At 62.3% G+C, this 11865-nt stretch carries 12 protein-coding genes and 1 tRNA gene; 5 read left to right on the forward strand and 8 right to left on the reverse strand.

The genetic code is table 11. The features are described from left to right. The first annotated feature begins 364 nt into the window (after window positions 1-364). The 5 genes from RCH11_RS08805 (at window position 365) to lgt (ending at window position 5414) form a co-directional block, all read left to right on the forward strand. The gene (locus RCH11_RS08805; RefSeq protein WP_327056625.1) at window positions 365-2092 is read left to right on the forward strand and encodes an MFS transporter; all 1728 of its coding nucleotides are present in this window, start codon (window positions 365-367) and stop codon (window positions 2090-2092) included. Window positions 2093-2173: 81 nt separating this feature from the next. Further along, window positions 2174-2554 (forward strand): MarR family winged helix-turn-helix transcriptional regulator, encoded by a 381-nt coding sequence (locus RCH11_RS08810; RefSeq protein ID WP_327056626.1) that lies wholly within the window; start codon window positions 2174-2176, stop codon window positions 2552-2554. A 280-nt stretch (window positions 2555-2834) separates the two neighbouring features. After that, window positions 2835-3248 (forward strand): ArsR/SmtB family transcription factor, encoded by a 414-nt coding sequence (locus RCH11_RS08815; protein ID WP_327056627.1) that lies wholly within the window; start codon window positions 2835-2837, stop codon window positions 3246-3248. 161 nt (window positions 3249-3409) lie between these two features. Continuing rightward, complete coding sequence (locus tag RCH11_RS08820; RefSeq protein ID WP_327056628.1) at window positions 3410-4339, forward strand: cation diffusion facilitator family transporter; 930 nt, start codon at window positions 3410-3412, stop codon at window positions 4337-4339. A 121-nt stretch (window positions 4340-4460) separates the two neighbouring features. Continuing rightward, window positions 4461-5414 (forward strand): prolipoprotein diacylglyceryl transferase, encoded by a 954-nt coding sequence (gene lgt / locus RCH11_RS08825; protein WP_327056629.1) that lies wholly within the window; start codon window positions 4461-4463, stop codon window positions 5412-5414. A gap of 449 nt (window positions 5415-5863) precedes the next feature. Here lgt and RCH11_RS08830 read toward each other — a convergent pair whose 3' ends face one another. From RCH11_RS08830 to RCH11_RS08865, 8 genes are all read right to left on the reverse strand, one after another. Beyond that, window positions 5864-6439: a DUF305 domain-containing protein gene (locus tag RCH11_RS08830; protein WP_327056630.1), complete on the reverse strand. Its 576-nt coding sequence runs from the start codon at window positions 6437-6439 to the stop codon at window positions 5864-5866. Between the two features lie 99 nt (window positions 6440-6538). Continuing rightward, entirely contained in the window at window positions 6539-7069 is a 531-nt protein-coding gene (locus RCH11_RS08835) for a hypothetical protein (protein WP_327056631.1), read from the reverse strand. Between the two features lie 42 nt (window positions 7070-7111). Continuing rightward, window positions 7112-9394 (reverse strand): heavy metal translocating P-type ATPase, encoded by a 2283-nt coding sequence (locus tag RCH11_RS08840; RefSeq protein WP_327056632.1) that lies wholly within the window; start codon window positions 9392-9394, stop codon window positions 7112-7114. Window positions 9395-9396: 2 nt separating this feature from the next. Continuing rightward, the gene (locus RCH11_RS08845) at window positions 9397-9738 is read right to left on the reverse strand and encodes a heavy-metal-associated domain-containing protein (RefSeq protein WP_327056633.1); all 342 of its coding nucleotides are present in this window, start codon (window positions 9736-9738) and stop codon (window positions 9397-9399) included. Between the two features lie 47 nt (window positions 9739-9785). Next, entirely contained in the window at window positions 9786-10067 is a 282-nt protein-coding gene (locus tag RCH11_RS08850; RefSeq protein ID WP_327056634.1) for a metal-sensitive transcriptional regulator, read from the reverse strand. A 95-nt stretch (window positions 10068-10162) separates the two neighbouring features. Then, entirely contained in the window at window positions 10163-10825 is a 663-nt protein-coding gene (locus RCH11_RS08855; RefSeq protein ID WP_327056635.1) for an SDR family NAD(P)-dependent oxidoreductase, read from the reverse strand. 237 nt (window positions 10826-11062) lie between these two features. After that, window positions 11063-11138 (reverse strand) — tRNA-Thr (locus tag RCH11_RS08860). 43 nt (window positions 11139-11181) lie between these two features. Then, window positions 11182-11823 (reverse strand): TetR/AcrR family transcriptional regulator, encoded by a 642-nt coding sequence (locus tag RCH11_RS08865; RefSeq protein WP_327056636.1) that lies wholly within the window; start codon window positions 11821-11823, stop codon window positions 11182-11184. Window positions 11824-11865: the final 42 nt, after the last annotated feature.

The following is an 11865-nucleotide window of genomic DNA, read 5'->3' on the forward strand; positions in this document are numbered from 1 at the left end:
TCTTCGGCGACGAATCCGCGCCACACTTCTGCCGACTGTCAACGCAGTTCTCCGCGATAGATGCCTTCCACGTGGACGCCGAGGCGAGCGCTGACGGCGGCAACCGGGTGACTACGGCCAACGTTCCGGCCTCCACCCTCTACCGCACCGCTGGCCATCTTGAAATCAGTGCCCGACGGACAACTGTGGGGTCATTTCCACGCCCCGAGGCTACGGGGTAGGACCGGTCGTTCCGGAGGGCGAATATCCGTCATCCGACTGTCGTCTATAGTTAGTTTACAACAAGTAACTATGTGGCGCTCAATGACGAGGCCTTGGTATGGAGGCAATCGTGGGGCAGAAGACCGTTAAAACTCGAACCGGGATGTTTAACAAAGACCACCCGAACTACAAGTGGATCGCGCTGAGCAACACGACCCTCGGCATCCTGATGGCCACCATCAACGGGTCGATCGTGCTCATCTCGCTGCCGGCCATCTTCACCGGCATCAAGCTCAATCCGCTCGAACCCGGCAACGTGAGCTACCTGCTCTGGATGCTCACCGGCTACATCCTCGTAACCGCGGTGCTCGTCGTGAGCTTCGGTCGACTCGGCGATCTCTACGGCCGGGTCAAGATCTACAACCTCGGTTTCGTCATCTTCACGATCTCCGCGATCTTCCTCGTCTTCGACCCCTTCACCGGTGGGCAAGGAGCCCTCTGGCTGATCGGATGGCGCGTGGTGCAGGCCGTCGGAGGCTCGATGCTCTTCGCCAACTCCACCGCGATCCTCACCGATGCCTTCCCGATCGAACGCCGCGGCTTCGCGCTCGGCATCAACCAGGTCGCTGGTATTGCTGGCACCTTCCTCGGGCTCATCGTGGGCGGCGTGCTCGCCGAATTGGATTGGCACGCCATCTTCATCGTGAGCGTTCCCTTTGGAATCCTCGGCACGATCTGGTCGTACAAATCGCTGCACGAGGTCGGTACCCGGGCCACCGGGAAGGTCGACTGGCCGGGCAACATCGTCTTCGCGATCGGACTCGTGGCGCTCCTCACCGGCATCACCTACGGCATCCAGCCCTACGGCGACTCGTCCACCGGTTGGTTCAACCCCTGGGTACTCACCGGCATCATCGGCGGCATCGCTTTCCTAATCGGATTCGTCTTCCTCGAGCTGCACACCACGGACCCGATGTTCAACATGCGGCTGTTCCGCATCCGCGCCTTTGGCTGGGGCAACTTCGCCGGCCTCCTCGCCTCGATCAGCCGTGGTGGGCTGCAGTTCATGCTGATCATCTGGCTGCAGGGAATCTGGTTGCCGCTGCACGGCTACTCCTACGCGAGCACGCCCCTGTGGGCGGGCATCTACCTGTTGCCGCTCACCATCGGATTCCTCGTCTCCGGTCCGGTATCCGGCTCCCTGTCCGACCGGTTCGGTGCCCGTGCCTTCGCGACCGGCGGGCTGTTGCTTGTCGCAGCGACCTTCGTGGCTCTGCTGCTCATTCCGGTGGACTTCCCGTATTGGCTGTTTGCACTCATCACTTTCCTCAACGGCGTGGGATCGGGGCTGTTTGCAGCTCCGAACCGCACCGCGATCATGAACAGCGTGCCCGCGAACCAGCGAGGCGCGGCATCCGGGATGACCGGCACGTTCCAGAACGCGGGAAACTCGCTCTCGATCGGCATCTTCTTCTCGCTGATGATCGCCGGCCTCGCCACGAGCCTTCCGAACGCCCTGCGCTCGGGACTGACGGCGCACGGCGTGGGTGCAACCGTCGCCAACCAGGTCGCGGCGACTCCTCCGGTGGGCAGTCTGTTCGCGGCCTTCCTCGGCTACAACCCGATCGAGTCCATTCTCGGGCCGACCGGCGTGCTGAAGTCCCTGTCGTCGTCGAACGCGGCGGCGCTTACCGGCAAGACCTTCTTCCCGCAGCTGATCGCCGAACCATTCCACGCCGGCCTCGTGATCGTCTTCATCGCAGCGGCGGCGATGTCGGTGATCGGTGCGATAGCGTCCCTCACCGCCGGGGGCAAGTACATCCACGTCGAGGAGGAGCCGGTTCGCGAGGAGGTCCTGCAGGGGGCCACCGCTACGATGAGCAACGTCTAGATCGTTAGGCGCTGGCCGGATGCGGAAGGGAGTGTCACCATCGATCGACTCCTCACCGATTCCGCAGGCCGTCTCGCGTTCGTGATCGGCCAGCTCACGCGTCGTCTCCGGTCGGCGCGGGGCGGGCTCAGTCACAGCCTGCTGTCGACGCTCGTGTCCGTGGCCAAGCACGGACCGTTGCGCCTCGCCGACCTGGCGCAGGCGGAGCTTGTCTCCGCCCCGAGCATCACCCGGCTCGTCGCCGAGCTCGAAGCACAGGCACTGGTCTCGCGCACTCCCGATCCGGCAGACGGTCGCGCCTCGCTGATCCAGGTGACGGATGCCGGACTCGAAGCCGTGCAGGTGGCTCGGCGGGTGCGCCAACAGATGGTCGCCGAACTGCTCGAGCCGCTCACGGCCGATGAGGTCACCTCGATCGAGGCGGCACTTCCCGCTCTCGAACGGCTGATCGAACCGCGCTGACCTGTGACGCTGCTTGCGCCGCTGCTGCGGGCGGGTCACGCTCGGGGACGACCTCGGCATCGCCTCCACCGCAGCGCCCAAAAGTGCCACGCGCGCCGAAAAGATCGGGCGCGCGTGACACTTTAGGGCGCGGAGACCCGAACTTCCGCCGATGCAACTCCTAGAAGGGAGCGCCAGAGATGAGCGCGCCGACGGCGACCGATTGATCACGCCGCACTCGATGCCCTAATCGCAATCGAGTGGTCGGGCATCCGCGTCTCTGTTGTGCAATAATCTGCGTATGAATGCAGATATGCGATGCGGGGGAACGGAACCCGACAGCCAATACGTCGAACTGGCCGTCGAAGTGTTCGCCATGCTCGCCGATGCCACACGGGTACGCATCATCCTCGCGTTGGGTGGCGAGGAACTATCCGTCAACGAATTGGCGGACATCGTCGAAAAAACGCCAGCCGCGGTCTCTCAACACTTGGCGAAGCTTCGGCTCGCTCGTTTTGTGACCAGCCGCCAGGAGGGCACGCGTGTGTTCTACCGACTCGCGAACGAGCATGCGAGGCAGCTGGTGAGTGACGCCATCTTTCAAGCCGAGCACTCGCTCAGCAATGATCCCCCGCACCACCATCACAGGAATGAGAGTTCCATCATCCCCGTTCAACGCGCCCCTCGCCTCGACTCGGCCGAGATCCACTCGTGAGCGCGACACCTCCCCCACAATCGCATGCCGATGAGCCTCATTCTCATCTCGATGACCACGACCATGACCACGGCCACTCGGATGGACATGGCCACGATCACGCCGGTGAACACGGGCACTCTCACCCAACCGGTATCAAGGGATTCTTTTACGGTCTGTTCGTGCCGCACTCCCACGACGCAGCAGATTCGATCGACGACGCCCTGGAAGCGAGCAAAGAGGGCGTGCGCGCCCTCAAGATCAGCCTGTTCATCCTGCTCGGAACCAGCGTCCTACAACTAGTGGTGGTGCTCATCAGCGGCTCGGTTGCACTTCTTGCCGACACCATCCACAACTTCTCCGACGCATTGACCGCCGTACCTCTCTGGGTCGCTTTCGTGTTGGGGCGCCGCGTCGCAACCCGCCGCCATACCTTCGGCTTCGGCCGAGCAGAAGACCTGGCTGGCCTCTTTATCGTGGCGGTCGTGGCTCTCTCCGCAGTTGTGGCGGCTTGGCAGTCAATCAACCGGCTCCTCGATCCTCAGCCACTGCATAATCTGTGGTGGGTCCTCGCTGCCGGAGTCATCGGTTTCGTCGGCAACGAAGCGGTCGCAATTTACCGAATCCGTGTCGGCCAGAGGATCGGATCGGCCGCCCTGGTTGCCGACGGTGTGCACGCACGCACTGACGGCTTCACCTCTCTCGCCGTGGTTGTCGGCGCAATTGGTGTCATGCTCGGCTTTCCGCTGGCGGATCCGATCGTCGGACTCCTCATCTCCGTGGCGATCATCTTCTTGCTCTGGGGCACGGTGCGAAGCATCGGTGGACGGCTGATGGATGCGATCGAGCCAGAGCTTGTTGCTCGCGCCGAGGATGCGCTCTCGGCGACGCCGGGGGTTCTGGGCGTTACGAGGGTGCAACTGCGGTGGGTAGGGCATCGGCTCCAGGGCGCAGCGGAAGTCACCGTCGCTGACACTGCCCTGTCCAAATCCGAAAGTATCGTTCATGAGGCCGAACATCGGATTGGCCAAGCACTACCGAACCTCGACGATATGGCCATTCGCGCGGTGACCGGCGCCCGTGTTTCCGGGCTGCACTCTCACCCAGACTGAAAACGCACGCCTTGCCCCGTGGGCTATCCTGCGGGCATGCCACACCAACGCTCTTGTGCAGCGCGAGGTGACGGACCCGATAGCTCGAGGAAGACAGCTTGCAAATCTTGGAGGGCTTGAGATGACCGCAGTGACCAGCATTCCCAGTCCCCCTTCCGTGTGGTCGCAGTTCCCCCTGGGGCCGCTGACGGTTCACACTTACGCACTCTGTATTCTCGCCGGCATCATCGCCGCGGTGATCATCACACAACGAAGACTTAGCACTCGTGGCGCGAAGTCCGGTGTCGTCCTCGACATCATCATTTGGGCCGTTCCCATCGGGATCGTCGGAGCTCGGTTTTATCACGTGTTCACTCACCTCGGGGATTACTTCTTCTCGGGCGCCAACCTCTGGAATATCTTCGCGATCTGGGACGGAGGCAACGCACTGTACGGGTCGCTGCTTGGCGGCGCCCTTGGCGCATACATCGGCTGCCGCCGACACGGGATCCGCTTCTGGTCGTTCGCGGATGCCCTCGCCCCGGCGATGCTGGTGGCCCAGTCACTCGGCCGGTTCGGCAACTACTTCAATCACGAGCTCTTCGGGTTGCCGACGACTCTCCCCTGGGGTCTGCAGATCGAATCCTCGAATGCGAAATTTCCCCCCGGGCTCGCTGCATGCACGCTGTTTCACCCACTGTTCCTGTATGAGATCATCTGGAATCTGATCGGTGTGGCGGTGATCCTCTTCCTGGAACGCAAGCTGGCGCTGCGCTGGGGCCGCGCATTCGGTCTCTACCTGATCTGGTACGGACTTGGTCGCAGCTGGCTCGAGGCGATCCGCATCGACCCGACGAGCGACGGCTTCCTCGGCATCCCTGCTAACGTCTGGGCTTCATTCGTTGCAATTGCGCTTGGCATCACGCTGTTCGTCATCCAAACCCGACGACACCCCCGGCCAGAGATTTCGGTCTTCCGGGACGGATGGATCCCCCGGGAGCAGCGAGTGTCCCAGCCCGTCGAACCCCCCGAACTCATCGCCGTTAAACCACCTGGCCCAGCCTCGGAAGGCGATGACGTGCATTCGGGATCTTGAGCGCTGCTTCGGCAACGTGAGCAGCCACCGTGGGATGTTCAGTGAGAACCGAATAAAGATCTCACAAACATCGCCAGAGCGGCGCCCGACGTCCACGTCGATCCCCCCTCGCTGCTAACCCGAATGACAGTGTCCGCGCTGTCAAATCCGTAGGTTGTGGTCGCCCCCGGCTCGAATGGCTGATCTCCGGATCATGAAAATCAGTTGTCCCCGTCAGCGAGACGGCACTCCGACTCTTTCCCTGATCGGTACTGGATACGAGCCCCAGATCGGCGTCAGAGGATACGGTGAGATCCGGATGACCGGGCGGTTGCAAAGCGCCATTGTGAAGCAGGAATATGCGAGAGGTCACTGGTATCCATTTCGATGCGCGCAAGGCGTGTCAGCGCCGATCCTCGGGGCAGGTCGCTTCTTCAACGAAACCTGCCCCAGAGGCCAGCGACGGGGCATTAGAGCGAAGCGAGAATGTCGCTCATTGTGGTGATTTCGGTGGTCTGGGTCGAGATGATGTTTTTCGCCAGCTTCACAGCGTCGGCGTTCTTTCCCGAGTCGACTTCTGTCTTCGCCATGACGAGCGCACTCTTGTGGTGCACCGTCATTTGGGTGAGGAACAGCTTGCTTGCCGCCAGGCCCGTCGAGCTCTTCAGATCGTTCATGTCCGAATCGGACATCAGCGTTCCGCCCATATCCATTCCCGGCATGCTGTCTGGCTTCTGGCCCCAATCGGACAACCAGGACTTCATCTGCTTGATCTCAGGACCCTGCGCGGCTTTGATTTCCTGGGCGAGAGTGACAACGCGTGGGTCGATGTCGCTCTTGTCGAGCAGCATTTGCGACATTTCTACGGCCTGCTGGTGGTGGGCGGACATTTCGGTTGCGAAGCTGACGTCTGCTTTAGTGAACGCAGCTGACGCACTCGAGGACGAGCCAGTCGTGCCCGGGGTCGCCGCGGTGGAGCAGGCGCTCACCGTAACGACACTGCCGACGATAGCGAGAATAACGAAAATCTTTCGTGGGGTGTACATAGGAAAATCCAATCGGGAGAAAAGAACGAGACAACGGAACTGCTGCTGGTGCAGCGACTTACCTGACTCCCGAATTCGGGAGGGAAACCGCGTGTCTGATCAGGTCCTGCTAATGGAGAGAGCGTTGAGCGAGGGAGCGGACGGTATGACGACTTTCGAACTGGTGATGGGAGAAACACGCGTCACTGTTCGGATGCCGGACAACAGCCGCACCCGGAGCTTGCCGAAAAGCACAGCGGTAAGGGCAACCAGGAAGCTGAGAGCACAGACCATGCCGAGCAGCAGGCAATTCATTGCGCACATCCCGGTGCACCCCTCTACCGGAACCAGTCCGACAGGAAGGAGAAGCGCTGAAGCAATCCCGAGCGTGGCACTTTCATCGGACCCGGGCGCCATCTGCATTGGGTTTCCGTGCCCCGACGCCAGCTCGGAGTGAGCAGCATGGCTGCCCTGAGTGTCCACGCCAGCCGAAAGCGCGTGCATACCGATGAGTCCCAGCAGAATGGCGGCAATTGTGAGCGATGCCAGAAGCAGTCGACTCAGGGATGTGGTCGCGAAGATACGCCCGATGCCGCTCATTCTCTCGACCATTGCCACTCCCACGACATCATTCGCGATCTTCTTGCTCAATTTCGCCCCACGATAGCCCACCGTCTTGAGAGATCGGCTCCGTCAGCGGATACCTGGCTCGGGTATTTTCACGACCGGTGAGACTGGGGATAGAGCCGCTGGCACGCCTGCCCGAAAGCGACGCAACCGCAGGCTGTTCGTCACCACAAACACGGATGAAAACGCCATTGCGGCGCCGGCGATCACCGGGTTGAGAAGTCCGAGCATGGCAATCGGTATAGCGGCAACGTTGTAGGCGAAGGCCCAGAACAAATTCCCCTTGATCGTTCCGAGGGTGCTCCTGGAGAGGCGGATCGCGTCGACGACAGCGAGAAGATCGCCCCTCAGCACTGTGACGTCGCTCGCGGCGATCGCGGCATCCGTTCCCGTGCCCATCGCGATGCCGAGGTCGGCAGCGGCGAGAGCGGCGGCATCGTTCACACCATCACCGACCATCGCCACCACCCGGCCCTCGGCCTGAAGCGCCCGGATCACGTCGAGCTTGCCCTGTGGTGTGACACCCGAGCGCACGTCGGCGATGCCTACTTCTGCTCCAACCGCGGCGGCGGCTCCCGCATTGTCTCCCGTGAGCAACACCGGTGTCAGTCCGAGTGAGGCTAATCGTGTCACGGCCTCCGCGCTGGTCGGCTTTACGGTGTCACTGACGACGATTGCCCCACGGAGCTCCCCGTCGACAGCGACGATGAGCACCGTGCGACCGGCCGATTCCGCCGCGTCAACGCTGACCCGTAGCTGCCGCGGAAGAGGAAGGCTCCAACTCTCCGCGAGCCAGGAGGCACGGCCGACTAGCACGGCGCTTCCGCCGACAACGGCCTGGACGCCGGACCCTGCGGTCGCGACGAAGGAATCTGCGGAGGCGATGTTCTCTCCGGCAGCAGAGACGATGGCGCGACCGACCGGATGCTCCGAGCCAACCTCAGCGGAGCCAGCACTTCTCAACAGGGACTCATTGGTCTCCCCGCCCATCGGGATTACCGAGACCACCGTCATCTCGCCGGTGGTGATGGTTCCTGTCTTGTCGAGCACGATTGTGTCGACACGGCGGGTCTGCTCGAGCACCTGCGGACCGCGGATGAGGATTCCCAGCTGCGATCCGCGACCGGTACCCACGAGCAGTGCGGTGGGGGTGGCGAGACCAAGGGCACACGGGCACGCAACAATCAGGGTGGCGATGGCTGCCGTGAAAGCGGCCTCGATCGACCCATCCAATACGAGCCAACCGACAAAGGTGAGTGCAGCGAGTCCGAAGACGATCGGCACGAAAACAGCCGACACCCGGTCGGCGAGCCGCTGGGCTTCGGCCTTCCCGGTCTGGGCCTCTTCGACGAGGCGGCCAAGGCGCGCGAGTTCGGTCTCAGATCCGATGCGCGTTACCTCGACGACGAGACGTCCGCCCACATTCACCGTCGCACCGACCACGCGGTCTCCGACAGCCACCTCCACCGGCACGGACTCTCCGGTGAGCATGCTCCGGTCCACCGCCGAGGCCCCCTCTACGACCAGACCGTCCGTTGCGATCTTCTCGCCGGGACGCGTGATGAACCGGTCGCCGATCGCAAGCTTCGACACGGCGACGAGAGTCTCAACACCGTTGGTCAACAGAATCGCCTCCTTCGCCCCCAGCTCAAGCAACGCTCGCAACGCCGCGCCGGATTCCCGCTTGGCGCGAGCTTCGACATACCGTCCGGCGAGAAGGAAAATGGTCACCGCACTTGCAACTTCGAGGTAAATCTCGCTCGCGCCGGATCCGCGCATCGAAATGAAGCTGAAGCTCATCCGCATGCCGGGCTCCCCGGCTGTTCCGAAGAACAGCGCATAGAGCGACCAGCCGAATGCAGCAAGAACTCCGACGCTGACGAGAGTGTCCATGGTCGTCGCCCCGTGCCGGGCGTTGACCCAGGCGGCCCGGTGGAACGGCAACGCTCCCCAGACCGCGACCGGAGCAGCGAGAGTGAGCGCGAGCCACTGCCAGTTAGTGAACTGGAGCACAGGAATCATCGACAGGATCGCCACGGGGATCCCGAGCGCGGCAGAGATGAGGAGCCGGGCACGCAGGGAGACGACCTCGTCGGGTTTCGCCGTGGCAGTGTCGAAGCTCGGTGCTTCGCGCGGCAACGGCGCGGTCGCGGTGTAGCCCGCCGATGCAACTGTCGCAATCAAAGCCTGGATGTCGACCGCGCTCGAACTCTTGACGCGCGCTTTTTCCGTCGCGTAGTTCACGGTCGCCTCCACGCCATCGAGCCGGTTCAATTTGCGTTCGATACGGGTTGCGCAGGACGCGCAGGTCATCCCGCCGATCTCTAGTTCGACGTCGGTCTCTGCCATTGCTATACCGTGACCAACGAGTATCCGGCTTCGATGATTGCGGCGCGAACGTCACCGACCGGCACCGGTTTGGAGCTGACAACCATGACGCGGGATGTGCCGCCCGCGTGCAGATCCACGCTCACACTCTCGACCCCGTCCACCGCGGAGAGCTCCTCGGTGACACTCGCAACGCAATGACTGCAGGTCATGCCTTCGATCAGGTAATGCTCCCGCACTGTGCCCTCCGTCTTCGCCTCTCCCGCATCGGAGTGGGCTCCGCCGTGATTGTCGGTGCCACAGCTGCAGGCGTGGTTCTTGTCGGTCAAACCGAGGTCAGTCGTTGAGGGGGTGGAGTTGCACACGGCAAATCTCTTTTCTGAATGGTTGGTTGGTTGTGGCGGATTCGACGTCAGGATCGAACGAGGCGCGCGATCGCTGCAGAGGCTTCTTTGATCTTGCCGTCTGCGACAGAGCCCCCTTCACGCGCGGCCTCGGCGACGCAGTGCGCGAGATGATCATCAAGCAACGCGAGAGCAACGTTTTCGAGCGCCTTTGTCGCAGCGGAAACCTGCGTGAGGATATCAATGCAGTAGGTGTCGGAATCGACCATCCGCTGGATTCCCCGCACCTGGCCTTCAGCACGCCGAAGCCGCTTGAGAAGATCGTCCTTATTAGCGGTGTACCCCACCATGAGTCAGCCTTTCGCTTATACCCCCATAGGGTATCATATGCGATGGCTTCGGCGCTGGGAGGTCAATCGTCTTCAGCGACGATCACTGGCAACCGTTAGACGAGAGGTGCGGCGTAGGTTCGAAATTCGTCCCTGTTGGTGTGGATCGTCCATAACGTCTCCGCCAGAGTATCCGGCTCGTGCGAGGGCTCTCCGCCCCCGATCCCTTGCGGGATTATCAGCTGAGCAACGTGGATTCCTTCGGGGGCGAGAGCGTCGTGAAGCAGTTGCGCGTAGGCGCTCTCTCCGGCGAAAGCGATCGAAGTTCCCGTGACGGTGGCACCGGGGCGCACGGCACTGGCCCCGTTGATGAAGAGGAAGGTTCCTCGACCGAGAGAGCGCATACCGGGGATCACCAAGTGTGCGGCAGTGACGGGTCCGTAAATCGAGAATTCCACCGGACCAACGAGGTCCTCAGCGACCGTTTCCAGAACCGGCCGCATGAACTCTTTGGCTGGCAGCGGGCTGTACTGCAGTACTTCGATCGGGCCGAGCTGCTCCGCTGCCAGGGTGAGAGCGCCGGTCAAAGAGTCAGCGTCTCGAACGTTCGCGATGAACCCTCTCGCGCCAATCCCTTCCGCGGTGAGTGTTGCGGCCAGGTTGTCGACACGGGTTTGGTTGCGGGCGATCAGAGCGACGGTGAAGCCTTCACGGCCGAAGCGGCGTGCGACAGCAAGGCCCAATCCAGCGCCGGCTCCGATGATTGCGATGGTGGTCATTTTCTCTCTCCCTGTTTCTCGGTGCGCCCCGCCCTGTCCGAGGTGCGCCCGGAGGATCGGGTCCACCAAAGATGAACTACTCCAATAGAACGCCCTTTCTACCGTTCGAGCAAGGCGGTGGCGAAACGGGCGACGGTACGGTCTTTGCATCAAAAAGACAAACCCGGCGCGGGCTTTTCACGTTCTGCGGCCAGCTCTTCGTCCCTGCAATGACAAGCCTGGGACCAGCACTTTCTGTGGAGCCGCCTGTCAGAATCGAACTGACGACCTTCTCATTACGAGTGAGATGCTCTACCGACTGAGCTAAGGCGGCGTGCACACGATTTCTCGCGGGCAACGCCTGAAAGCTTAGCCGATTAGACGGAGCGCACCGGCGCGAGGATGCGACCCAGTTCGTCAAAGGAATCCTTGAGCTTCTCGCTCAGCGAGGTGCCACCTTCTTTGTCGGCCCAGCTGACCCACGCGTGCTTCATGGCGCCGAAGGCCACGTTCGTGATGAGACGGGAGCGGCTCAGCAGCAGGTCGGAATCCGTGGCGAGAGCGGGGTCATCCGCCACCAGACGCAGCGCCACAATCTCGCGCACCCGATCCTCGAATTCACGCATCGCCGCCATGCGCATCGCGAATAGCTGGGGGTAGTCCTTGAGCAGGCTGCGCCGCTTGAGCATCAGCTCCGTGTCGTTTGAAGTGCCCTCGGTAGCGGCGGCGAGCAGCGCGCCGAGCCCGTCGAATACCGTGCCGCCCGAGGCGTTCACATAGGCGGAAATGGCATCCGAGGTGGGGGGCTCGGGTGTCGCGCCGACGAGCGCGGACTCCTTCGACGCGAAATAATTGAAAAAGGTGCGCGGAGAGATGTCGGCGACGCGACTGATCTCGTCGACGGTCACCTTGTCGAGGCCTTTGTCGGCGACCAGGGTGATTGCCGCCACCTCGATCGCACGAGCAGTGGCGAGACGTTTGCGTTCGCGGAGTCCTGCCGTAGCGTGGTCGAGTGTCATGGCACCATTCTTGCACTCTCTGCAATTATGCACAAACCGTGG

The sequence above is a fragment of the Glaciihabitans sp. GrIS 2.15 genome (assembly GCF_035984695.1).
Lineage (GTDB): Bacteria > Actinomycetota > Actinomycetes > Actinomycetales > Microbacteriaceae > Lacisediminihabitans.

What these genes read in the sequence shown, in the direction of transcription:
- RCH11_RS08865 (WP_327056636.1), bottom strand. Translation starts at nt 11,823, where the DNA reads ATGACACTCGACCACGCTACGGCAGGACTCCGCGAACGCAAACGTCTC.
- RCH11_RS08850 (WP_327056634.1), bottom strand. Translation starts at nt 10,067, where the DNA reads ATGGTGGGGTACACCGCTAATAAGGACGATCTTCTCAAGCGGCTTCGG.
- lgt (WP_327056629.1), top strand. Translation starts at nt 4,461, where the DNA reads ATGACCGCAGTGACCAGCATTCCCAGTCCCCCTTCCGTGTGGTCGCAG.
- RCH11_RS08840 (WP_327056632.1), bottom strand. Translation starts at nt 9,394, where the DNA reads ATGGCAGAGACCGACGTCGAACTAGAGATCGGCGGGATGACCTGCGCG.
- RCH11_RS08830 (WP_327056630.1), bottom strand. Translation starts at nt 6,439, where the DNA reads ATGTACACCCCACGAAAGATTTTCGTTATTCTCGCTATCGTCGGCAGT.
- RCH11_RS08805 (WP_327056625.1), top strand. Translation starts at nt 365, where the DNA reads ATGTTTAACAAAGACCACCCGAACTACAAGTGGATCGCGCTGAGCAAC.
- RCH11_RS08815 (WP_327056627.1), top strand. Translation starts at nt 2,835, where the DNA reads ATGAATGCAGATATGCGATGCGGGGGAACGGAACCCGACAGCCAATAC.
- RCH11_RS08855 (WP_327056635.1), bottom strand. Translation starts at nt 10,825, where the DNA reads ATGACCACCATCGCAATCATCGGAGCCGGCGCTGGATTGGGCCTTGCT.